The following is a 23,723-nucleotide window of genomic DNA, read 5'->3' as shown; positions in this document are numbered from 1 at the left end:
ACCGCAGCATTATTGACTGCCTATTCCGTCAAAATACTTCATAGGGCAGTGATAGAAATTTATGTCCAGTCTCACCTCATCCTCCCGCCTTGAGATGCGGAATATCTCTATCTCATTTTCTGGATTCCATGCTCTACAACAGGTTGATTTCACACTGGAAGGTGGGTCTACTCATGCGCTAGTCGGTGCTAATGGCGCAGGGAAATCAACGCTGATGGCGATTCTTTCCGGCGCACACAGTCACTATCGCGGCGAGATCTATATTGATGGTCAGCAGGTAGATATTCACTCCCCCCGTCAAGCAAAGCAGCACGGTATCCATGTGGTTCAGCAAGAGGTTGATGTTGCACTGATCCCTACCCTGTCTGTGGCGGAAAATATCATGCTGGATACGCTGGCTGAACAGGGGCATCTGTTTAATTGGCCGCAACTTTATCGTCAGGCAGAAGCACTACTCGGGCAGCTTGACCTCAAGTTGAATGCGCGCCAGCGCCTGGAATCCTGCACATTGGCGGAGAAACAACAGGTGCTATTGGCCCGCGCCCTTTCCCATCAATGCCGTTTTCTCATTTTGGATGAACCCACCGCGCCGTTGGATCAAGAAGAGAGTGCGCGCCTGTTTAAAGTGGTTCGCCGCTTGCAATCCGAAGGGATAGCCATTGTTTTCATTTCGCATCGTATTCATGAATTGCGCGAGATTTGCGATCAATTGACGGTATTACGCGATGGTCGCAAAGTCAGCCATGATGCAATGGGTGACCTGAGTGGTGAGCAAATTGTCGAAAAGATGCTCGGCCATACTTTGGATGATATTTTCCCACCACGGCGGGCCGCCATTAGTGACAAAATATTGCTATCAGTCAGTGGGTTACACGACCAACATAAATTATGTGATATCTCCCTAACACTCCGTGAAGGGGAAATATTAGGGATTGCCGGGCTAGCGGGCGCGGGTAAAACCGAATTGTGTAAAGCCTTGTTCGGTGCTACGCCGAGCCGTGTTGATCAGGGTGAATTACTGGGTAAACCGTGGAAGCCGCGCTCACCAGACCGTTCCGTCGCACAGGGGCTAGCTTTAGTGCCCGAAGAACGACGCAAAGAGGGCATTTTCATTCACGAAGGTATCCCAATGAACCTGAGTGTGGCAGCCGATGACAGTTTTTCCCACTGGAGTATTTTTAGCCGCCGCCAAGAGTTGCGCTGGGCCAAGGAACTGATTGCACGCCTGGGAGTGCGAACTTCCTCACCGCAGCAAAAACTCGCCCGCTTGTCAGGAGGAAATCAGCAGAAAGTGGCGATCGGTAAATGGTTGCGCGGTGATGCGCAGGTATTAATTTTTGATGAGCCAACTAAAGGCGTGGACATCAAGGCCAAGCAGGATCTGTTCACTCTGATTGATGGGTTAGCACAACAAGGAAAAGGCATTATTTATGCATCCGGTGAATTCTCAGAATTGGTCGGTTTATGCTCTCGTATCTGTGTGCTGTGGGATGGGCGTATTGTTGCCGAGCTGAATGCCGCAGATGTCGATGAAGAAACATTACTCTTATTTTCAACCGGAGGAACCCCTCAGTGAGCAAAGAAATACCCCTGCCAGACGCGCAGCCATGGCGTCACCAGTTGTTTGATTTTCTCTACAAATGGGGGATGTTGCTCACCGTTGTGGCGCTAATCGCGCTGTTTGGTCTGGCCTCAGATAACTTCCTCGACCCAAACAATATCATCAATATATTACGATCTATTGCCATCGTGACAGTGATTGCTATCGGGGTGTCGATCTCCTTGTCGGTGGGAGGTTTTGACTTATCGGTCGGTTCGACCGCCTCGCTAGCCAATGCCATCGTGGTGTCGTTATTTGTCTGGTACGGCTTTGGCACCACCGGAGCCATCATACTGACTTTACTGATTTGTACTCTGGTGGGTTTGTTTAACGCATTTCTGATTGTGGTGTTGAAGATCCCCGATATGCTAGCGACCCTCGCCAGTCTGTTTGTCATTCAGGGCGTGGCGATGACGTACAGCTACGGCGGCTCTATCACACAGAATATGTTACTGCCGAGCGGCGATATGGCGGAGGGCGTCATTCCTGAGATGTTTTCAGCGCTGGGCCAAGTGCCAGTCATCGTGATTATCATGTTGGCGGTCACTATTGTGGTGCAATTGTATTTGTCACTGACCAAACATGGCCGCCGGATGTATGCCATTGGTGGTAATCCAGAAGCGGCGCGGCTAGCGGGTATCCGTACCCTGCGTTATCGGGTGCTGGCTTATGTATTTTCATCTCTATTAGCGGCACTGGGCGGGATTTTACTGGCGTCGCGCATTGGCTCGTCACAAGTCAACGCCGGTGGCGGTTACCTGATGGACGCCGTAGCCGCCGCCTATATTGGCTTTTCACTTGCGGGCTCCGGCAAACCCAATGCTTTCGGCACCTTAATTGGCGCGGTAATCCTCGGTGTGTTGCAAAACGGGCTGGTGATGCTGTCAGTACCTTACTACGCAATGGATATTATCAAAGGGGGGGTTCTGGCGCTGGCCTTAGCCCTGACTTATATTCATCAGAAGCGATGATTGGGCATTGATTCTTATTTCGTAATGTTTTCAATGCCATCCATTCAAGGCGTAGCGAGCTAAGTCATACTGAGTGCGTACAGCGCGCAGTACCCGGAGCGTACACCCAGTACGTGAGGAGTACGGGCACTGCACAATCTCAGGATGACGACGCGCAGTAGCCGATAATAGGCTTAATTTAAAGGCATTCGATTTGGGTCTGGATACTGATACTCAAACCCCAACTCACTGCAAATCTTACTGCCATCAATCTCTCGAATGGGTTCTTCAATATCTTCAGACGCAAACTCGGGCGGAGTCAGTTCTAAAGCACGGGCGCACTCGGGGTAAAAATCACGTTTTCGTGGGTGAATCGGCGCACACAAATTATAAATATGCCCGCCTCTGGGGAGATTAAGCAGCAGTTCGATGGCAGAGATGACATCTTCCTGATGCACCAGATTCACCCCCTGCGAGCCGCCTTTCACATCGGTTTTACCCGCAAGGAATCGCCCAGGATGGCGTTCCGCCCCCACCAACCCCGCCAGACGCAAAATATCCACCGAAGTATTGGGTAATTTATGCAGCCAAAGTTCAAGTTCTGCCAGCGTTTTGCCGGCAGTGGTCACCGGTTGCAGCGGTGAACTTTCTTTAATTCGGCCCCGAGTTTCGCCATACACAGAAGTCGAGCTGGTAAAAATAATGCGCGGCACACCAAACGCCAGTGCGCTATCGACCACCATCTGTACCGCTTGAAAATACTGTGCGCCGCCCCCCGTCGTGCGGCTGGCGGGTAAGGTAATAACCAGCGCATCCACCGTCATCAGTTGTGCCAGATCATCCGGGTCACAAAGCAACTCGGGTGTCAGTTGCAATTGAAAGCAATTTATCCCGCTCATTCTGGCAGCTTCGACGCCATCCGGTGTGGTTTTACTCCCCACGACCTCAATTCCACGACGCACCAATGATTGTGCCAACGGCATACCTAGCCAGCCCAATCCAATAATGGCTATTTTCTTCATCTCAATTGCCCTCGACCGGTTCATACCGCCACACACTCCATACTAATAACCTACACCAATGAATGTAACTTAATAATTGCTCTATATCATGATAACCAAAATAATTGGATTTACAGGTAAGCAGCAAGTGAGCGAACCCGATGAATTTACTCAAGTATGTGATTCGGGTGAATGAATGTAGCTAACAACCCTGTGGCTGCAAGTATGAAGGATATTTCATTAGTCGGCGTAATAGCCATATGTAACAACTTCCTGCTTAAACTGACATCAAACAAAGTGATAATCGCTAAAAATAAAACCTCTGGCAGCAGATGGCGCGTGATGCGCGAGGGTAAAATAAAATCATCAGGTGAAAAAAAGGTTGCGCGGTACTAGTCAGATGGTTTACGTTGATTGACAGAAATTATGGCATCTAATGAATATGGCTATTTTGATTATCTCAAAAAGCCCAAACAGAGAAGCAACTATGAATCGCGTTCAATTTAATCACCATCATCACCATCATCCTGACTAGTCTTGCAGGCCGATGTGTGCTGGAAGACGGTTAACGAATCTTCCAGGTGGCGGTAGAACGCAATAGAGAAAGCCCTCGGAAGATTATCTTCCGAGGGCTTTTTTGTTGCTCACCATTTTATAAAATTAAATAAGAAGAGGGTTATCATGCTGGATAAAACACGTTTACGCATTGCGATGCAGAAATCAGGCCGCCTAAGTGACGATTGCCACGAATTGCTATCGCGCTGCGGGATTAAAATCAATTTACAACAACAGCGCCTGATCGCTTTCGCGGAAAACATGCCCATTGACATCCTGCGGGTGCGTGATGACGACATCCCAGGGCTGGTGATGGATGGCGTGGTTGACCTGGGAATTATTGGCGAAAACGTGCTGGAAGAAGAGCTACTGAGCCGCCGCGCTCAAGGTGAAGATCCACGTTACTTCACCTTGCGCCGCCTGGATTTCGGTGGCTGTCGCCTGTCACTGGCCGCCTCACTGGATACCGAGTATACCGGCCCGCAATGTTTACAAAATAAGCGCATTGCCACCTCTTACCCCCATATTTTAAAGCAATATCTTGATAAACAAGGAGTGACTTTCAAATCTTGTTTGCTCAACGGCTCAGTAGAAGTGGCTCCACGTGCTGGCTTGGCCGATGTCATTTGTGACCTGGTCTCAACGGGCGCCACACTGGAAGCCAACGGTCTGCGCGAAGTTGAAGTGATTTACCGCTCTAAAGCCTGCCTGATTCAACGTGATGGCGAAATGCCTGCCGATAAGCAACAGCTGATTGACCGCCTGATGACCCGTATTCAGGGCGTGATTCAAGCGCGCGAATCCAAATACATCATGATGCACGCGCCAAGTGAGCGTTTGGACGAAATCATCACCCTGCTGCCAGGTGCCGAGCGCCCTACCATTCTACCACTGGCTGGTGACAAGAGCCGCGTAGCGATGCATATGGTCAGTAGCGAGACCCTATTCTGGGAAACCATGGAAAAACTGAAGGCGCTGGGTGCCAGCTCCATTCTGGTGTTACCGATTGAAAAGATGATGGAGTAAGGAATGCAGCCGACGAATTTCAATACCTTAATTGACTGGCAACAATGCAGCGAAGAGCAGCAAAAAGCCCTGTTGAGCCGCCCAGCGATTAATGCATCAGAGCGGATCACCGCGACAGTCAGTGAAATCCTTGACCGGGTAAAAGCCGAGGGTGATAGCGCTTTGCGTGATTTTAGCCAACGTTTTGATACGGTTAAAGTTGCTGACATCCGCATCAGCAGCGATGAGATAGCCGCCGCAGCAGCGCGCTTGGGTGACGACATCAAACACGCCATGGCGCAAGCAGTGCGTAATATTGAAATCTTCCATAACGCGCAGAAAATGCCGGTGGTAGATGTTGAAACACAACCGGGCGTGCGCTGCCAGCAAATAACCCGCCCGATTGCCTCCGTCGGCTTATATATTCCTGGCGGCTCCGCTCCGCTGCTCTCGACCGTACTGATGCTTGGCACTCCAGCACGGATTGCCGGTTGCCAGCGCGTGATTTTATGCTCCCCCCCGCCGATTGCCGATGAGATCCTGTATGCCGCGCAATTGTGTGGTATCCAAGAAGTGTTCCAAATTGGCGGAGCGCAGGCTATTGCTGCGATGGCATTTGGTAGCGAATCGGTGCCAAAAGTGAATAAGATCTTTGGGCCGGGTAATGCTTATGTCACAGAAGCCAAACGTCAGGTTAGTCAACGTTTGGACGGTGCGGCGATCGATATGCCAGCAGGCCCGTCTGAAGTGTTGGTTATCGCCGATAGCGGTGCTACACCGGCGTTTATCGCCTCTGATTTGCTGTCTCAGGCCGAGCATGGGCCGGATTCTCAAGTGATTTTACTGACGCCAGATGCCGCTATTGCTCAAGCCGTTGCGGTCGAAGTTGAGCGCCAACTCCAACAATTATCGCGCGCGGATATTGCTCGCCAGGCATTGGAAAGCAGCCGTTTGATCATCACCAAAGACTTGCAGCAATGTATTGATATCAGCAATCAATACGGGCCAGAGCACTTGATTCTGCAAATACGCCAGCCGGAAGAAATCATTGATCAAATTGATAACGCCGGTTCAGTCTTTATGGGGGATTGGTCGCCGGAATCTGCCGGGGATTATGCTTCCGGGACTAACCACGTGTTGCCAACTTATGGTTATACCTCAACCTATTCCAGTTTAGGACTGGCCGATTTCGTGAAGCGCATGACCGTGCAACAACTAACCCCGCAGGGTTTGCTGGGTCTGGCATCAACAATTGAAACACTGGCTCAGGCTGAACAACTGACCGCCCACAAAAACGCCGTTACCCTCCGTGTCGCCGCCCTGACCGCCGCCCAAAAGGAGCAAGCATGAGCCATTCTGCCAATATCACTGATTTAGCCCGTGCAAATGTCCGCGCACTGACCCCTTATATGTCAGCCCGCCGCTTGGGCGGTAATGGCGATGTGTGGCTCAATGCCAATGAATATCCGCTGGCCACTGAATACCAGTTGACGGCGCAGACCTTTAATCGCTACCCCGAATGCCAGCCAAAATTGGTTATTGAACGCTATGCGGCTTACGCCGGTTTAGAAGCTGCCCAAGTTTTGGTCAGCCGTGGGGCCGATGAGGGGATTGAGCTGCTCATTCGCGCCTTCTGCGAGCCGGGTCAGGATGCCATTCTATTTTGCCCACCGACCTATGGTATGTATGCTGTCAGTGCCGAAACTTTTGGTGTTGAGCTGCGTACCGTGCAGACCAAAACAGATTGGCAGTTAGATTTACCGGCGATTAAAGCAAGTTTGGATCGGGTGAAACTGATCTATATTTGCAGCCCCAATAACCCAACCGGCAATTTGATCAACCCGGCTGACTTACGCGCAGTGCTGGAACTCGCACAAGGCCGCGCTATCGTGGCTATCGACGAAGCTTATATAGAGTTCTGCCCACAGGCCTCGGTGAGTGGCTGGCTAAAAGATTATCCGAATTTAGTTATTTTGCGCACCTTATCGAAAGCTTTTGCTTTAGCGGGCTTACGTTGTGGCTTTACATTAGCGAACAGCGATATCATCCAATTGCTGCTTAAAGTGATTGCGCCTTACCCATTATCAACACCAGTGGCAGACATTGCTGCACAGGCGCTCAGCCCACAAAGCCTTGAGCAAATGCGTCAACGGGTCAGCGAAGTCACCGCCAATCGTGAATGGCTACAAAATGCATTGCAAAACTGCGCCTGTGTTGAGCAAGTATTTACCAGTGAAAGTAACTACTTATTAGCGCGATTCACTGCCTCCAGCAGTGTATTCAAAACACTGTGGGATCAGGGCATTATTTTGCGAGATCAGAACAAACAACCAAGCCTATCGAATTGTCTGCGTATCACCATAGGTACCCGTCAGGAATGTGAGCGAGTGATTGCCGCCCTCGCCCCCTTACCCGGCGTTGATAGCCCGAATAACACCAATACCTCCAGCCTCCGTAAGGAAACAATATGAGCCAGAAATTTCTTTTTATTGATAGAGACGGCACCCTGATTGCTGAACCACCAGAGGATTTTCAGGTTGATCGGCTGGACAAACTGGCGCTGGAGCCAGACGTCATCCCCGCATTACTGGCACTGCAAAAAGCAGATTATCGTTTGGTCATGATAACCAATCAGGATGGCCTGGGCACCGCCAGTTTCCCGCAAGAAACCTTTGATCCGCCTCATAATTTAATGATGCAGATTTTCAGCTCTCAGGGGGTCAATTTCGAGCAGGTTTTGATTTGCCCGCACTTACCGGCAGATAACTGTGATTGTCGTAAGCCAAAAACAGCATTAGTCGAAAACTATCTGGCCGAAGGCGTGATGAACAGCGCCAACAGCTATGTTATCGGTGACCGCGAGACTGACCTGCAATTAGCGCAAAACATGGGTATCAGCGGTTTACGGTATCAGCGCGATGGGCTGAATTGGTCACAGATTGCCAAGCAACTGACCCAGCGTGATCGCCATGCTCACGTTAACCGTGTCACCAAAGAAACCGCCATCGATGTCGATGTCTGGCTGGATCGCGAAGGCGGCAGTAAAATCAAAACCGGCGTAGGCTTCTTCGACCATATGCTGGACCAAATCGCAACGCACGGCGGTTTCCGGATGGATATTCAGGTCAGTGGCGATCTGTATATTGATGACCACCACACCGTGGAAGATACTGCGCTGGCGCTGGGCGAAGCCATTAACAACGCACTGGGTGACAAACGCGGTATTGGCCGTTTTGGTTTTGTGCTGCCAATGGATGAATGTCTGGCACGGTGTGCATTAGATATTTCTGGCCGCCCACACTTGGAATACAAAGCCGAATTTAACTATCAGCGCGTGGGCGACCTCAGCACTGAGATGGTTGAGCACTTCTTCCGCTCCCTATCTTATGCCATGGCCTGCACCCTGCACCTGAAAACCAAAGGCCGCAATGATCACCACCGGGTGGAAAGCCTGTTTAAAGTGTTTGGCCGTACTTTGCGCCAGGCAATCCGTGTTGAGGGCAACACCCTGCCAAGCTCCAAGGGAGTGCTGTAATGGATGTGGTGATTCTGGATACCGGTTGCGCTAACCTCTCCTCTGTCACCTACGCGGTGCAGCGTTTAGGTTATACGCCGGTTATCAGCCGCGACCCGGAAATTGTGCTGCGGGCCGATAAGCTGTTTCTGCCAGGCGTGGGGACTGCTCATGCAGCAATGGAGCAATTGAAACAACGTGAGCTTATCGAGCTGATTAAAAGTTGCACTCAGCCGGTGCTGGGTATATGCCTCGGTATGCAATTGTTGGCAACCAGCAGCGAAGAGAGCGGCGGGATTGAAACGCTTGGCATTATCGATACCCCGGTAAAACAAATGACCGATTTTGGTTTACCGTTACCGCATATGGGTTGGAACCAGATCACGCCACAGGCGGGAAATCATCTGTTCCACGGTATCCCAGACGGAACTTATTTCTACTTTGTGCACGGATATGCAATGCCAATATGCCCAAATACCATCGCCCAGGCCAATTACGGCGAGCCGTTTACCGCCGCAGTCGCAAAAGACAACTTCTTTGGCGTGCAGTTTCATCCGGAACGCTCCGGAGCAGCTGGAGCCCAATTGCTGAAAAACTTTCTGGAGATGTAAGCACCATGATTATTCCCGCTTTGGATTTGATCGAAGGCAAGGTGGTGCGTTTGCATCAGGGCGATTACGGTCAACAGCGCGACTATGGCAATCATCCCTTGCCGCGCTTACAGGATTATCAGCAGCAAGGTGCTCAAGTATTGCATCTAGTTGATCTTACTGGCGCTAAAGACCCCGCAGCTCGCCAGATCCCATTATTACGTGAGTTACTGGCCGGTGTTGATGTGCCGGTGCAAGTGGGTGGCGGCATCCGTAATGAGCAAGATGTCGTCGCACTGCTGGAAGCTGGCGCAACACGCGTTGTGGTGGGTTCAACCGCGGTCAAAAAACCGGAAATGGTACAGCAATGGTTTGAACGCTACGGTGCGGAGGCCATTGTGCTGGCGCTGGATGTGCGCATTAATGATGCAGGCCGCAAAGAAGTCGCCATCAGCGGTTGGCAGGAAAATTCAGATGCCACGCTAGAGCAGATTGTTGAGCAATACCTACCTTTCGGCCTAAAACATGTGCTCTGCACCGATATCTCACGCGATGGCACCTTAAGTGGCTCGAATGTCGAGCTGTATCAGGAAGTGTGCCAGCGTTACCCGCAAGTGGCATTCCAGGCCTCCGGAGGCATTGGTTGTCTGGATGATATTGCTCGTTTGCGTGGCAGTGGTGTACAAGGCGTGATCGTGGGCCGCGCGTTATTGGACGGTAAATTTAACGTGAAGGAGGCAATTGCATGCTGGCAAAACGGTTAATTCCTTGTCTGGATGTCAAAGACGGCCAAGTGGTTAAAGGCGTCCAGTTCCGCAATCATGAAATCATTGGTGATATCGTGCCTCTGGCACAACGCTACGCGCAAGAAGGCGCTGATGAGCTGGTCTTTTACGATATTACTGCCTCCTCTGATGGCCGGGTGGTCGACAAAAGCTGGGTATCACGGGTTGCGGAAGTGATTGATATTCCGTTCTGCGTCGCAGGTGGAATTAAGAGTGTGGAAGATGCCGGTCAAATCCTAACTTTCGGTGCGGACAAAATCTCCATCAACTCACCAGCACTGGCTGATCCAACATTAATTACCCGACTGGCCGAGCGCTATGGCGTACAATGCATCGTGGTAGGTATTGATACTTGGTATGACGCAGAAAGTGATAGTTACCAAGTTTATCAATTTACCGGTGATGAAAAACGGACCAAAGCTACCACCTGGCAGACCGCCGATTGGGTAAAAGAAGTCCAATTACGCGGTGCCGGTGAGATTGTACTCAATATGATGAATCAAGATGGCGTGCGTAACGGCTATGATTTGCGCCAGTTGAAACAGATGCGAACTCTTTGTCATGTCCCACTAATCGCCTCTGGCGGGGCCGGGACACCAGAGCACTTCCTCGAAGCATTCCGCGATGCGGATGTCGATGGCGCGCTGGCGGCCTCGGTATTCCATAAGCAAATCATTAATATCGGCGAATTGAAAAAGTATTTGTCTGAACAAGGTGTGGAGATAAGAGTGTGTTAAGCGAACAACAAATTAACCAACTGGATTGGGAAAAAGTCGACAATCTGATGCCAGCCATCGTTCAGCATGCCGTATCCGGTGAAGTTCTGATGATGGGCTATATGGACAAAGAAGCGCTGGCGGTGACACAAGACACCGGCAAAGTGACTTTTTTCTCTCGCACTAAACAGCGCTTATGGACCAAAGGCGAAAGCTCCGGCCATTTCCTGAATGTGGTAAATATCTACCCTGACTGCGATAATGATACTTTGCTGATTCTGGTCAATCCTATCGGCCCAACCTGCCATTTGGGCAATAACAGTTGCTTCGCCCCTGCGGCCAGTGATTGGAGTTTCCTGTATCAACTTGAGCAGTTGTTGGCATCGCGTAAATCAGCAGATCCCGCCAGTTCTTACACTGCAAAACTGTATGCCAGCGGGACTAAGCGTATCGCGCAGAAAGTGGGCGAAGAAGGTGTAGAAACTGCCCTTGCTGCCACAGTGAATGATCGTGAAGAATTGACGAATGAAGCATCAGATTTGATGTATCACCTGTTGGTGTTATTACAAGATCAGGATTTGGATCTAAGTAAAGTGATTGGCCGCCTGCGGGAACGCCACGAGAAGTAATTTTATTATTGGTTTGATCGTAGATAAAAAAACGCTCTCGACTTATCATCGGGAGCGTTTTTTATTGGGCAGCTATCAAGCACCGAAGTTTGAGCTACCCGTAGTAAGACAGGAGAAATACTCAGATCGTAAAGACGGCCGTTAATCCATTCTTGGAGGCTCGAGCCGCGCCGTCTTGGCGCGGATGCTTTACTCTTCAGTATTCCGCCTGTTTTAAGCTATCGAACCGTCTTCACCAAAAAACCAATTAAGGCAAAGCACAGTAGCAGCTAAATAGATTACTCCATCCACTCGGTGTGGAATACACCTTCTTTGTCAGTGCGTTTGTATGTATGTGCACCGAAATAGTCGCGCTGCGCCTGAATCAAATTAGCTGGCAGCACGGCTGAGCGGTAGCTATCGTAATAGTTAATCGCCGCAGAGAATGTCGGCGTAGGGATACCATTTTGAACCGCGTAAGACACAACATCACGCAGTGCTTGCTGGTATTCATCAGCAATTTTCTTGAAGTAAGGAGCTAACAGCAGATTTGCGATATCCGCATTTTCTGCGTACGCGTCAGTGATTTTTTGCAGGAACTGAGCACGAATAATGCAACCCGCACGGAAAATCTTGGCAATCTCGCCGTAATGCAGATTCCAATTATTTTCTTCAGAGGCGGCTTTCAACTGAGAGAAACCTTGTGCGTAAGAAACGATTTTACCCAAATACAACGCACGACGGATTTTCTCGATAAACTCAGCTTTATCGCCAGTAAAAGGTTTCACTGTCGGGCCGGTCAGCACTTTAGAAGCGGCAACACGCTGATCTTTCAGAGAAGATAAGTAGCGGGCAAACACAGACTCAGTAATTAATGTTAATGGCTCGCCTAAGTCCAGAGAACTTTGGCTAGTCCATTTGCCGGTACCCTTGTTAGCGGCTTCATCCAGGATGACGTCAACCAGATATTTACCATCCTCATCTTTTTTGGTAAAGATTTCTTTAGTAATATCAATCAGATAGCTATTTAGCTCACCTTTATTCCACTCAGCAAAGGTGCTTGCCAACTCTTCGTTGCTCAAGCCCAAAGACTGTTTCAACAGAGAATAAGCTTCGGCGATCAGCTGCATGTCGCCGTATTCGATGCCGTTGTGAACCATTTTAACGTAATGGCCAGCACCATCGGCACCGATATAAGCAACACAAGCATCACCATCATCAGCACGGGCAGCAATTTTCTCAAGAATAGGGGCAACCAACTCGTAGGCTTCTTTCTGGCCACCAGGCATGATGGATGGGCCTTTCAATGCCCCCTCTTCGCCACCGGAAACACCCGTACCAATAAAGTTAAAACCTTGCGCAGAAAGTTCGCGATTACGACGAATGGTGTCTTTATAGTAAGTATTACCACCATCAATCAGAATGTCGCCTTTATCCAAGTGCGGCGTCAGTGAGGCAATCGTTTTGTCAGTGGCTTCACCCGCCTTCACCATCAGCAGGATGCGGCGCGGCTTTTCCAGTGAATCAACAAACTCTTCAACGGTGTAACTCGGCACCAGGTTTTTACCTGGGTTCTCAGCAACCACTTCGTCGGTTTTGTCTGATGAACGGTTAAAAATAGAGACGGAATAGCCGCGGCTTTCGATATTGAGCGCCAGGTTACGGCCCATCACTGCCATACCGACAACGCCGATCTGTTGTTTGGACATTAAAAAACTCCTGTCTGAAGAGATGACACCTGTTATCAGCCTTGAAGCCAACAGGTTTTTGATGTGGGAAACATGTTAACTCAGGATTATGTCAGCTGGGTAGTGATTGGTGCGATAGATAGCACAACTGACTAGTTGCTGTTCGCACACGTTTGCTTTATCAAAGTAAACGGTGAATATGATTTAATTTATCATGCTGATTTGTAGAAAAAAAAAGCAATCACGATGATCGCTTTTCATTTATCTCTCGTTGGCTTACGCCAAAAATTCTTTCAGCCAGGCTTTAAACTCAGCGCCTTGCTTTGGATGACGTAGGCCGTAAGCAACATATGCCTGCATATAACCGAGTTTCTCACCACAGTTATAAGACTCACCGGTTAATCCAACAGCTTCCACAGGTTTAACCGCAGCCAGAGCATCAATCGCATCTGTCAGTTGAATACGCCCCCAGGCTCCGGGCTTGGTTTGCTCCAACAGTGGCCAAATATCTGCAGACAGAACATAGCGCCCCACAGCAGACAGATTAGACTGTAAGTCAACTGGGCTTTGCGGTTTTTCTACCATGGCCTTAATACGGCTGCTTTCACCCGGTTCTAAATTGGCTTTCTCACAAGAAATAACCGAGTAGTTTGATAAAGCTTCTGGTTCAAGCGAATGAACTAATACCTGGCTATTGCCGGTTTCTTCGAAACGTTTAACCAATTGAGCCAGATTATCTCGGGTTAAATTCGACTTTGCGTCATCAATCAACACATCCGGCAACAACACCGCGAATGGTTCATCTCCTACAAGTGGTTTAGCGCATAATACAGCATGACCTAATCCTTCAGCGTGCCCTTGGCGAAGGTGCATAATCGTCACACCCGGCGGGCAGATAGATTGCACTTCTTCCAATAATTGGCGCTTAACACGCGCCTCCAGCATGGCCTCTAGCTCATAAGAAGTATCAAAATGGTTTTCGACTGCATTCTTTGACGAATGAGTGATTAAAATAATTTCTTTAATACCGGCAGCCACACATTCGTTAACGACATATTGGATTAATGGCTTATCGACAATAGGTAGCATTTCCTTGGGAATGGCTTTGGTCGCGGGAAGCATTCTCATGCCTAAACCGGCCACAGGGATTACTGCTTTCAATTTGGTCATAATTAACCCACTGATTTTCAATGCAAATTTAAAATAAGTATATATTTGGGCACTAAACCGATGTTAATCGGTTTGTTTTTTCAGCCAAGCAGTAAAATTTTCACCTTCGGTGTTATGGCGAACGCCATAAGTGACAAAGGCTTTCATATAGCCTAATTTGTCGCCGCAATCATGAGATTTACCGGTCATATGGAAAGCTTCAACAGGTTCTTGTTCCATTAACATCGCAATGGCATCAGTAAGCTGAATTTCATCGCCAGCACCGCGAGGCGTTTTTTTCAATAATGGCCAAATATCTTTAGACAACACATAGCGCCCGACCACAGCAAGATTAGAAGGCGCATCAGCTACAGAAGGCTTCTCAACCACAGCTGTCATCTGGGTACTCTCACCTGGTTTTAAGTCGACATGACCACAGTCAGCAATACCATACTTGGAAACGTCCGCTTGAGGCACCGGCTCAACCATGATTTGGCTATGCCCAGTTTTCTCAAAGCGCTGAATCATGCTGGCAAGATTCTCTTTAGACAAATCAGCGGTTGAATCGTCAAGTAACACATCCGGCAGCAGCACAATAAAGGGATTATCGCCCACTATCGGTTGAGCACAAAGTACTGCGTGCCCAAGCCCTTTGGCATGACCCTGGCGCACTTGCATAATTGTGACATCGGGTGGGCAAATATTTTTAATCTCTTTTAATAACTGCCGCTTAACCCGTGACTCCAGCGCCGCTTCCAATTCAAATGAGGTATCAAAATGGTTTTCTATCGCATTCTTGGACGAGTGGCTTACCAGCACGATCTCTTTGACTCCGGCGGCAACACATTCATCTACGATATATTGAATCAGAGGCTTATCGACCACTGGCAGCATTTCTTTCGGAATAGCCTTAGTTGCTGGCAACATACGGGTGCCAAGCCCGGCAACAGGAATGACTGCTTTCAATTTCTTATCCATCTACCATACCTTTTCTGGTGTAGTCACTGAGCAGGGCTTCAAATATCTACAAATACCAACTCACAGTACCAATAGTGTAGACTGTAATTCAAATTACAGAATCCCTATATTTATATATTATTTCAATGTATTACGTTGTTCGAAGTTCAATAGTCTGACTCCGAAACATTGACGTTCTCGTCATTTATTATATTCCACCTTAACACTTTGTTAAATTAATCTTACGCAATTTGCTTACTAATAAAACTTTTTTAAGAATAAACCGAATCAATGCATTAAACAGAAATATCCTCCTACATAATTGATTGCTTTTCATCCCACACTGATGAGAATTGCACTTCATTTCATTGCCAGTTGTCTAACGAAAGTTCGTCGCTTTAAGTTATCGCAGGGCTGGATATTGAATTTTATGCTCTCAGCGCCCATTATTCGTTTTAATGTCATAATTCGTAGAAATAAAAGGTGAAGTTAGATATATGGAATGGATCGCAGATCCTACTATTTGGGCGGGGCTAGCGACGCTGGTTGTGCTCGAAATTGTGTTGGGTATTGATAATTTAATCTTTATTGCTATTTTGGCGGAGAAGCTCCCCCGCCATTTACGAGATAAAGCCAGAGTAACAGGGTTGTTGTGCGCATTGTTAATGCGCTTGGTGTTATTGGCGAGTATCTCTTGGTTAGCGACATTAACTGCGCCATTTGTCACACTTTCTGGGCATCCGTTCAGCGCGCGTGACTTGATCATGTTAATCGGCGGTATCTTCTTGCTATTCAAAGCCACCATGGAGCTTAATGAGCGCCTTGAAGGCAAGGATCATCAACAAAATCAGCAACGTAAAGGCGCACGTTTCTGGCCCGTCGTAGCACAGATTGTGGTGTTGGATGCTATTTTCTCTCTCGATTCAGTGATTACCGCCGTCGGCATGGTCGATCACCTTGCAGTTATGATGGCTGCGGTCTGTATTGCAATTGGCCTGATGCTATTAGCCAGTAAGCCGTTGACCCGCTTTGTGAATGCGCATCCAACGATTGTCATTCTCTGTTTGAGCTTCTTACTGATGATAGGTTTCAGTTTAGTGGCTGAAGGCTTTGGCTACCGTATTCCGAAAGGTTATCTGTATGCGGCCATTGGTTTCTCAGTCATTATTGAATCGCTAAATCAGTTTGCACAATTCAACCGCCGCCGCTTCCTGTCGACTGTCCGCCCTTTACGTGAAAGGACAGCAGAGGCGGTGCTGCGTATGCTCAGTGGCAAGCACGAAGAAGCTGAATTGGATAATCATACAGCTAATCTGATTGCTGATAATACTCGGGTGGGTCAAGAGGTGTTCAACCAACAAGAACGCCGGATGATTGAGCGGGTATTAGGCCTGGCACAGCGGACTGTGAGTAGCATCATGACCTCACGCCATGATGTTGAATATCTCGACTTGAATGATCCGCCAGAAAAATTGGCTCAGTTGCTGACAAAAAATATGCATACCCGAATTGTCGTCACTGAAGATAGCTCAACAGATGAACCGCTCGGCGTGATTCACGTAATTGATTTATTGAAACAACAATTAACCAATGAAAAACTCGACTTAAGAGCGCTAATTCGCCAACCTTTAATTTTCCCTGAGCAAGTCTCATTGCTGATGGCGCTTGAACAATTCCGCCAGGCACAAACCCATTTTGCCTTCGTGGTGGATGAATTTGGCTCTATCGAAGGGGTGGTGACCCTAACCGATGTGATGGAAACCATTGCAGGTAATTTGCCTGTTGCAGGTGAGGAGTTAGATGCCCGTCATGATATTCAACAAACTGATGATGGCTGCTGGATAGCCAATGGCTATATGCCGTTGGAAGATTTAGTGCTCTACCTACCACTGCCGATCGATGATAAACGTGAGTATCATACATTAGCTGGATTATTGATGGAGTATACCCAGCGGATCCCTCAGGTCGGTGAACAATTGAAAATTGGTGACTATCTGTTTGAGCCCATTGAGGTGAGCAGCCACCGTATCTTAAAGGTGAAGATAACGCCGCTGAAAGTTCCTGACCCTGATTATGAAGTGTGATTTGCGGGTAGCAGAATATTTAGGTCACAGAAATTAGCTGTGTAAATGATGAAAATTAAACCGGGTTGCTTATTGCCACCCGGTTTTTTTATGATTATTTGCTCTTTTTATGGCAATTCGCAGACGTTATAAGTGCACGGGGACCAGAATCTCAGTGGCGACAATCACCACCACTAGCCCAACCAATACCGGAACTGAGGTGCGTTTCACTACTTCGAAAGGTGAGATTTTTGCCATCCCCGCCACTGCAACCACCACGCCAGAAACCGGCGACAGCGTACGCCCCAAATTTGAAGCTTGTAGCATTGGGATCACCAGATAAGCTGGATTAATTCCCATTTGTGCTGCCAATTTCGGGATCAATTCAACAAATGCATAGAATGGTGCATTACCTGAGCCCGTCGTCATGGCCGCCAGCATGGTGATAGTGACCAATACCAGCATCATAATAATGCCACCTGTGCCGAATGATTGCGCCAATCCAATCAGCCCACTGATAAAACCAACGGTACTCAATCCCTGTGCAAATACCCCTGCAGCCACTAACAGCATGACTACTGTCGCAAATGCATCAGCCATCCCCCGGTAAGCAACTTCAAGTCCGGTAAAGACCGTTTTTGCATTGAAGCTGCGCAAGAACTCAATCACTGCAGCAATCAGCATACAGATGACCAATACCGTGATGATGTGCAGTTCCGGCCCCCATTTACCATCAAATATCAGCACGCCAATGATGGGTGTGAAAGGTAAAATGGCGTAAAAGCTCGGGGCATTGGTCGTGATGTCATTGACATCCATCATCTCATGCTTTTCCTGACTTTTATTATCCAGATAGCGCTGCCAGAAAAAGTGAGCAATAGCCATGCAGACAATGGCGGCAATGGAAATCGGTAATGTCGTTTTAAAGGCAAAATCGACCAGTGGCATTTCAGAAGCTTTCGCTGCGAGCACTACATCGCCAGAGGTTGGGGCAAGAATGATAGCTGCGGGTGATGCGCAAATTGCAGCTGCAGCCCCCCGGCTGATACCCACGTTAACCATCACTGGGAACAATGTTGCCATCAATAATACGCCCAACCCAGTGGCCGATGACACCGCCAAAGACATTAAACAGGCCACAATATAAGCCGCGACCATCAATAAATACGGGGAGTTGATCATTTGCAGTGGTTTGGATGCAATCTTAACTACCACATCATTCGCGCCTATGTGAGTCATATACGCAGCAAAACCACATAACATCATGATCATCATGCCGAGGTCGCCGCCACGGCTCATCAACAAGATTTTGACGTATTCAACAATGTCTGTCGCCCGCCAACCGGTCGGCGTTGCACTGGCAGGTAATACGTTTTTGCCCATCAAGGCACTGATAATTAATAACAGTAAACCCCCGACCATCAGTACGCCGGTGGCTGAGTAGCCTTTAATAATATAACGGCCAACACCAATGGCCACTACAACCCCAATCAAAAGATCTAGCATATACCCTCTCTTACCGAAAACTCGCCTGTTGCTAAATACCCTTCGCTTTCAACACCATCAGAGGCATGCCAATCACTTGGGGAATAAATCATTATTGTTGATTGTTAAAACACAGAAATCGCTCTGCACTCTGCCCAAAGTCCATGGGCGAGTTTATGACATCTATCAATGATTCGCAGAGATTTTAGAAACAAATGTTAGTTTGTGAGCAAGAGAGAGGATTTTATGTTTAGAAAGGCGAGACTGACGAACAATATCATAACTGGAAGATAACAAAATCAGACCACCACCTCCGATAACTTTCATTGCTATCGGAGATGATGCTCTTTTTACAGCTTATCAATCAGCTTTTTGAGATCCTGACTTCCGCGGCTCTGCTGAGCACGTTCAGCCCAGTCATTGAGTGCTTTTTTAGCCCGCTGTTGTAATTCATTCCGCAAAAGCTGCTCAACATTCAATTGATAACTGAGTTGAGCCCATGGGCCATAAATACGCAGTGGAATGTCCGTATTTTGCAGCATTTTGACCAGGCTATCTTGCCCGCTCCAACCTTGCATCACTCGTACTGATAAATTCATGTCAGCTTGTTGCGCCGGTAAATTGAGTTCTCCACTGCCTTTAACCGAAATCAACATAGAATCAGCTACCAGATTACTGATATTCATCCGCCCTTTATTCAGGGCCAAATTCGCTTGCAGCTGTTTAACCGCAGTATAGCGCTCGTCGCGTTCTTGAGCCTGAACATCACTGGAACTCCGGGTGACAGCCTGCTGAATGAGTTGCTGAATATTCAGCCCCTCTAACTTTGCATCATTCATGCTGAACTGCGCATTCCCATTCCAACGATGAGTGAAAGCCTTAACATTAATGCCATCGCCAGACAGCTGCGCTTTCATGGAGAATTTACCCGTCATCATCTGCGGTAAATCTCCTGCCGCCAATACCGGGCCTAATTCCATATGGTTTATCACTGGGTTAATAGCGATGAGGACTTTCTTGCCCGTGACATCCAATGAGCCTGGTAGTGAAAAATCACCGCCCAATGCGCTGCCCGTTAAACGGTTAATCTGGACATCACCTTGTTGGTTTGATGCTTGTAAATTCAATTGACTGACTTTTATTGCACGATAAACCATATTATTCGCAGTCAGTGTCATTTGCGCCGAAAAATCGCGTAATGCCTCTAAATCCTGCCCAACATCATCATCGATTTGAGCTGCAATGACGGGTGAGGTTACCGTTGCCACTTTAGCTGTCGCTTTAGCGCTGGCGGTGCTCTTAGGCTCCCAACCGAAAATGGAATCCAAGTTGAGATTATCAGCAGCCAGATTAATAACATACTCAGGAACTGGGCCCAAAGTCGCTTTGGCACTGCCTGTCAGTTGGTTATTATTTGCAGTGAAACTCAGTTGATTGAGCAATAATTGCTGAATATCGCGTTGATAACTGGCTTGTAATGTCCCCTGGCCGCTCACACCACCGACAGGAATATCCGCACCTTCCAATTTATAGGTAAATTGGCTAATACTCGCGCTGAACTGCTGCGGATAATGGCGCATATCTGCGTCGGCAACCAAGGAGAAAGTGAGATCCCGCTGATTACGATTAACACGGCTGTCGAGTGTTATATGGACTTGTCGTTGAGGGTCTTGGCTAAGTTCAAGATTAATATCACGGACATTCACTTGATCATTATCTGACCGTTGCCAAATTAGCAGGCTGTCAGCAACCTGGACTTTATTGATATCGAGTTTCCAGGCGCGATGTTCATCGAGCGGGGCATTGCCCGCTGGTGCAACCGGCGCCCCTGGTTCCTGCTGTGCCTCACTATCCGGCGTTAAACGGATAACAGCACCTTTTAACATTACCTGTTTAACATCAAGCTGATGCGATAACAGTGGCCAGAGTTTGACATCCAGGCGCATATTTTCAGCACTGACTACCGGCGCAGCAGCACCGGGGGCCGTTAGTGCCGTCCGGCCAACAATGATGCTAAGTTGTGGCCAGACATGCCAACGTAAATCACCGTCCAGTTGCAGATGATAACCACTTTTTCTCTCAACCTGTTTGACCATATAAGCACGAAAGTCATTAGGATTTACTAGCAATACCAATGCGCTCATTCCTGCCACCAACACAACCAGCAGGATAATCAACGTCGTTAGTAATCGTCTCATGACATCCTCTTGTCTTATCGATCTAAAAGTCTTATCGAGCTAAAAGTCTTATCAGGCAAAAATCTCAGCGAGAAAAGGGCTAATCTTCATCAATACGGCTGGCTACCGCGCCTTGTTGGCCACGATATTTGGCATCCTGACGGCTATTGTAAGGACGAGCCGCTGGGCCAGAGAGTGGCTCAAAACTCAACGCACCAATCAGCATTCCAGGGCGCAGTGCCAATGGCAACTTACCTGAATTATAGAATTCCAGCACAATCCTGCCTTGCCAGCCGGGATCTATTCTGTGGGCGGTCACATGCACCATCAACCCAAGACGGGCCAAGGAAGAGCGCCCATCAAGCCAGCCGACCAGGTCATCGGGGATAGTCACTGATTCCAGTGTAACCGCCAGTGCTAACTCACCAGGATGCAGAAAGAATGCCTCCCCTTCAGGTAGAATGATTTCATCACTCATGACCCGTTCCAGCGCTGCGCTGACTTCATCTTTCGGGCCGCTTAAGTCAATAAACCCCGCAGTATGCCCGAGGAAGACACGGAATTTATTCCCTAAGCGGACATCGACTGTCGCACCATTAATACGTTCTACTGGCGGGCGAGGGTCGATCCCCAATTTACCGCTGTCCAGCCAGGCTTCTATGTCACGGTCGCACAGTCTCATTGCTAAAATCTCCATCAAAATTCGCATGTTACAGCTTGCATACTATGAAAGCTGCCATATTAAGAAGCAAAGATCCAGACGAACATTACTCAAAGAACTGGCTAATTTTCGCTTTTAGAATATCGATCGCAATCCGGTTTTTGCCGCCGCGCGGAACAATAATGTCAGCATATTGCTTGGACGGCTCGATAAACTGCAGGAACATTGGGCGCACTGTCTTTTGGTATTGAGCCATGACGGAGTCCATTGAACGGCCACGCTCATTAACATCACGTTTCATGCGGCGCATCAAACAGATATCCAAAGGGGTATCGACAAAGATAGAAAAGTTCATTTCCTGGCGCAGACGAATATCAGTCAACAGCAAGATCCCTTCCAAAATAATCACTTTTTTCGGTTCTAAATGGACGGTTTCTTTTTTACGTGTGTGCTCAGTGTAACTGTAAAGCGGCAGTTCAATCGACTTACCCGCTTTCAGCGATTGCAGATGTTCCAGCAATAAATTGTGATCCATGGCGCTGGGATGGTCATAGTTAGTTTTGACCCGCTCTTCCATTGACAGGTGACTCTGGTCTTTGTAATAACCATCCTCAGGAATGACGCCAATATGTTGGTCACCAACCTGTTCACGCAATTCACGATACAGCGTACTAGCGATAAGACTTTTTCCGGAGGCTGAGGCACCCGCTATCCCGATAATGACGCACTGGTGTGCTTTGTCAGTCATAAAATTAAAGACCTGATTACGAAGTGTGGGGGGAGACAAAGCACGCTAAGTGCTTCGATCGCGCCAATTATAAGGAGTTAACGGGTTTGATGCCAGCACAATACCCTGCGTCTTTGGCGTGGCCGTGGTGTTGACTGCACAACGCCAAAGACTTTAGATAGAAAAATAACCGCGATTACACCGCGCGGAATGAAATTTCCGTCGGAATGGCTTCGCCCTGCCAGTACATTTCTGCCGCAACGTTGGATGCCAGTTGGCGATAGATATCAGCAAATTCGCTATCAGGATGACTGACAACGGTTGGCTCGCCGCGGTCAAGGTCTTCGCGCAGTGAGATATGCAGCGGAATTTGGCCCAGTAGTTTGCAATGATATTTCTGCGCCAGTTTTTCTGCCCCACCGGTGCCAAAGATAGGCTCCAGATGGCCACAATTACTGCAAATATGCATGCTCATATTCTCAATAATACCCAGCACTGGCACATGCACTTTCTCAAACATCACGATGCCTTTCATAGCATCAATCAAGGCAATATCCTGTGGCGTGGTCACCACCAGCGCGCCGGTGACCGGAATATTCTGTGACAGCGTCAGTTGAATATCACCGGTACCCGGCGGCATATCAATGACCAAATAATCCAAATCAGGCCATAAGGTATCTTGCAGCATCTGCATTAAAGCCTTGCTAGCCATCGGGCCGCGCCACACCATAGCGTTTTCGTCGGTCACCAAATAACCAATCGAGTTAGTGGCGATACCGTGGGCCATAATCGGCGCCATATGTTTGCCATCGGGGGAAGTTGGCCGCTGCTGAGTGGTACCCAACATATTTGGGATGGAAGGACCATAGATATCAGCATCCAGAATACCGACTTTTGCGCCCTCCTCCGCCAAGGCCAGTGCCAGGTTCACCGCGGTGCTGGATTTCCCCACCCCGCCTTTACCGGAACTGACCGCGACAATGTTGCGCACGCCTTTCACACCAGGTTGATCATTGGCACGTTTTAGCGTGGTGATATTATGAGAAAGTTTCCAGTCAATGGCTTTAGCACCGGTCACTGCCAGCAATTCTCCGCTGACTGACTCTTTCAATGCATCAAAACCAAATTGCCAGGCAAAAGGCATCACCAGCTCGATATGCAGCACATTGTCCAATAATGCACAGTGATGAATAGCGCGCAGCTCGGTCAGGCTTTTTTGCAAGGTTGGGTGTTTAAAGGTAGCAATAACCTTTGAAATTTGTAATTGCAGCAGGTCAGGGGTGGTCTGCTCGGGGGATTTTTGGCTCATCCCGGCTCCTTGAATTTATCGTTATTAACCAACAGAATTTATCGTATTAGCCAATAATAGTGTACCAGAACTCCGTCGTACCTGTGTCGTCAAAGTAAATCGATTATAACTTAAGGCAAAGTGCAGGTTTGCTACCCTAGCGACGAGCCAGTATATCGGTTAACATCAAAGACCCTTTAATCG

At 48.4% G+C, this 23,723-nt stretch carries 21 protein-coding genes and 1 other annotated feature; of the genes, 12 read left to right on the top strand and 9 right to left on the bottom strand.

The features are described from left to right. Nucleotides 1-61: 61 nt before the first annotated feature. Both DX162_RS13455 and DX162_RS13450 read left to right on the top strand, forming a co-directional pair. Nucleotides 62-1,576: a sugar ABC transporter ATP-binding protein gene (locus DX162_RS13455; protein ID WP_004388792.1), complete on the top strand. Its 1,515-nt coding sequence runs from the start codon at nucleotides 62-64 to the stop codon at nucleotides 1,574-1,576. Then, on the top strand, nucleotides 1,573-2,571 hold the full coding sequence (locus DX162_RS13450) for an ABC transporter permease (protein WP_032819017.1): 999 nt from the start codon (nucleotides 1,573-1,575) through the stop codon (nucleotides 2,569-2,571). The genes DX162_RS13455 and DX162_RS13450 overlap by 4 nt, the downstream gene beginning before the upstream one ends. Before the next feature lie 173 nt (nucleotides 2,572-2,744). On the opposite strand, the gene DX162_RS13445 is transcribed toward DX162_RS13450, so the two are convergent. Beyond that, nucleotides 2,745-3,572: an SDR family oxidoreductase gene (locus DX162_RS13445; protein ID WP_004388790.1), complete on the bottom strand. Its 828-nt coding sequence runs from the start codon at nucleotides 3,570-3,572 to the stop codon at nucleotides 2,745-2,747. A 466-nt stretch (nucleotides 3,573-4,038) separates the two neighbouring features. Between DX162_RS13445 and hisL the strand changes: the two genes are divergently transcribed. The 9 genes from hisL (at nucleotide 4,039) to hisIE (ending at nucleotide 11,345) form a co-directional block, all read left to right on the top strand. Then, complete coding sequence (hisL, locus tag DX162_RS13440; RefSeq protein WP_002231208.1) at nucleotides 4,039-4,086, top strand: his operon leader peptide; 48 nt, start codon at nucleotides 4,039-4,041, stop codon at nucleotides 4,084-4,086. Continuing rightward, nucleotides 4,062-4,192 (top strand) — a sequence feature (His leader region). It overlaps the preceding gene by 25 nt. A 40-nt stretch (nucleotides 4,193-4,232) precedes the next feature. Then, nucleotides 4,233-5,132 carry an ATP phosphoribosyltransferase gene (gene hisG / locus DX162_RS13435; protein ID WP_004388789.1) on the top strand — a complete coding sequence of 300 codons (900 nt, stop codon included), beginning with the start codon at nucleotides 4,233-4,235 and terminating at the stop codon, nucleotides 5,130-5,132. A gap of 3 nt (nucleotides 5,133-5,135) precedes the next feature. After that, a complete protein-coding gene (hisD, locus tag DX162_RS13430) occupies nucleotides 5,136-6,461 on the top strand; it encodes a histidinol dehydrogenase (protein WP_004388787.1) in 1,326 nt (441 codons plus the stop codon). Continuing rightward, nucleotides 6,458-7,582 (top strand): histidinol-phosphate transaminase, encoded by a 1,125-nt coding sequence (gene hisC / locus DX162_RS13425; RefSeq protein ID WP_032819011.1) that lies wholly within the window; start codon nucleotides 6,458-6,460, stop codon nucleotides 7,580-7,582. The genes hisD and hisC overlap by 4 nt, the downstream gene beginning before the upstream one ends. After that, entirely contained in the window at nucleotides 7,579-8,646 is a 1,068-nt protein-coding gene (gene hisB / locus DX162_RS13420) for a bifunctional histidinol-phosphatase/imidazoleglycerol-phosphate dehydratase HisB (RefSeq protein ID WP_032819008.1), read from the top strand. Before hisC ends, hisB begins: the two co-directional genes overlap by 4 nt. Continuing rightward, on the top strand, nucleotides 8,646-9,236 hold the full coding sequence (hisH, locus tag DX162_RS13415; RefSeq protein WP_032819007.1) for an imidazole glycerol phosphate synthase subunit HisH: 591 nt from the start codon (nucleotides 8,646-8,648) through the stop codon (nucleotides 9,234-9,236). The genes hisB and hisH overlap by 1 nt, the downstream gene beginning before the upstream one ends. Before the next feature lie 5 nt (nucleotides 9,237-9,241). Further along, the gene (gene hisA, locus DX162_RS13410; RefSeq protein WP_004388783.1) at nucleotides 9,242-9,979 is read left to right on the top strand and encodes a 1-(5-phosphoribosyl)-5-[(5-phosphoribosylamino)methylideneamino]imidazole-4-carboxamide isomerase; all 738 of its coding nucleotides are present in this window, start codon (nucleotides 9,242-9,244) and stop codon (nucleotides 9,977-9,979) included. Further along, on the top strand, nucleotides 9,961-10,737 hold the full coding sequence (gene hisF, locus DX162_RS13405) for an imidazole glycerol phosphate synthase subunit HisF (protein WP_032819006.1): 777 nt from the start codon (nucleotides 9,961-9,963) through the stop codon (nucleotides 10,735-10,737). Before hisA ends, hisF begins: the two co-directional genes overlap by 19 nt. Next, entirely contained in the window at nucleotides 10,731-11,345 is a 615-nt protein-coding gene (hisIE, locus tag DX162_RS13400) for a bifunctional phosphoribosyl-AMP cyclohydrolase/phosphoribosyl-ATP diphosphatase HisIE (RefSeq protein ID WP_032819005.1), read from the top strand. The genes hisF and hisIE overlap by 7 nt, the downstream gene beginning before the upstream one ends. A 278-nt stretch (nucleotides 11,346-11,623) precedes the next feature. Here the strand turns inward: hisIE and gndA are convergent, their stop codons facing one another. The 3 genes from gndA to galU (DX162_RS13385) form a co-directional block, all read right to left on the bottom strand. Next, a complete protein-coding gene (gene gndA / locus DX162_RS13395) occupies nucleotides 11,624-13,033 on the bottom strand; it encodes an NADP-dependent phosphogluconate dehydrogenase (RefSeq protein WP_004388778.1) in 1,410 nt (469 codons plus the stop codon). A 255-nt stretch (nucleotides 13,034-13,288) separates the two neighbouring features. Then, the gene (gene galU / locus DX162_RS13390) at nucleotides 13,289-14,182 is read right to left on the bottom strand and encodes a UTP--glucose-1-phosphate uridylyltransferase GalU (RefSeq protein WP_032819003.1); all 894 of its coding nucleotides are present in this window, start codon (nucleotides 14,180-14,182) and stop codon (nucleotides 13,289-13,291) included. 63 nt (nucleotides 14,183-14,245) lie between these two features. Continuing rightward, the gene (galU, locus tag DX162_RS13385) at nucleotides 14,246-15,139 is read right to left on the bottom strand and encodes a UTP--glucose-1-phosphate uridylyltransferase GalU (RefSeq protein WP_004388776.1); all 894 of its coding nucleotides are present in this window, start codon (nucleotides 15,137-15,139) and stop codon (nucleotides 14,246-14,248) included. A 476-nt stretch (nucleotides 15,140-15,615) separates the two neighbouring features. On the opposite strand from galU (DX162_RS13385), the gene DX162_RS13380 reads away from it, so the two are divergent. Next, complete coding sequence (locus DX162_RS13380; RefSeq protein ID WP_004388775.1) at nucleotides 15,616-17,202, top strand: TerC family protein; 1,587 nt, start codon at nucleotides 15,616-15,618, stop codon at nucleotides 17,200-17,202. Between the two features lie 126 nt (nucleotides 17,203-17,328). Here DX162_RS13380 and dcuC read toward each other — a convergent pair whose 3' ends face one another. The 5 genes from dcuC to apbC form a co-directional block, all read right to left on the bottom strand. Next, the gene (gene dcuC, locus DX162_RS13375; RefSeq protein WP_032819001.1) at nucleotides 17,329-18,687 is read right to left on the bottom strand and encodes an anaerobic C4-dicarboxylate transporter DcuC; all 1,359 of its coding nucleotides are present in this window, start codon (nucleotides 18,685-18,687) and stop codon (nucleotides 17,329-17,331) included. A gap of 329 nt (nucleotides 18,688-19,016) precedes the next feature. Further along, nucleotides 19,017-20,864 (bottom strand): outer membrane assembly protein AsmA, encoded by a 1,848-nt coding sequence (asmA, locus tag DX162_RS13370; RefSeq protein WP_032819000.1) that lies wholly within the window; start codon nucleotides 20,862-20,864, stop codon nucleotides 19,017-19,019. A gap of 79 nt (nucleotides 20,865-20,943) precedes the next feature. Continuing rightward, nucleotides 20,944-21,525 carry a dCTP deaminase gene (dcd, locus tag DX162_RS13365; RefSeq protein ID WP_032818998.1) on the bottom strand — a complete coding sequence of 194 codons (582 nt, stop codon included), beginning with the start codon at nucleotides 21,523-21,525 and terminating at the stop codon, nucleotides 20,944-20,946. A gap of 85 nt (nucleotides 21,526-21,610) precedes the next feature. Next, nucleotides 21,611-22,252, bottom strand: a complete 642-nt coding sequence (udk, locus tag DX162_RS13360; protein WP_004388770.1) for a uridine kinase — start codon at nucleotides 22,250-22,252, stop codon at nucleotides 21,611-21,613. Nucleotides 22,253-22,427: 175 nt separating this feature from the next. After that, entirely contained in the window at nucleotides 22,428-23,540 is a 1,113-nt protein-coding gene (apbC, locus tag DX162_RS13355) for an iron-sulfur cluster carrier protein ApbC (protein ID WP_004388769.1), read from the bottom strand. Nucleotides 23,541-23,723 lie beyond the last annotated feature (183 nt).

It is taken from the genome of Yersinia kristensenii (assembly GCF_900460525.1).
Lineage (GTDB): Bacteria > Pseudomonadota > Gammaproteobacteria > Enterobacterales > Enterobacteriaceae > Yersinia > Yersinia kristensenii.
The sequence above is the reverse complement of the archived record's forward strand: the minus strand, read 5'-3'. Positions and strand labels throughout refer to the sequence as shown.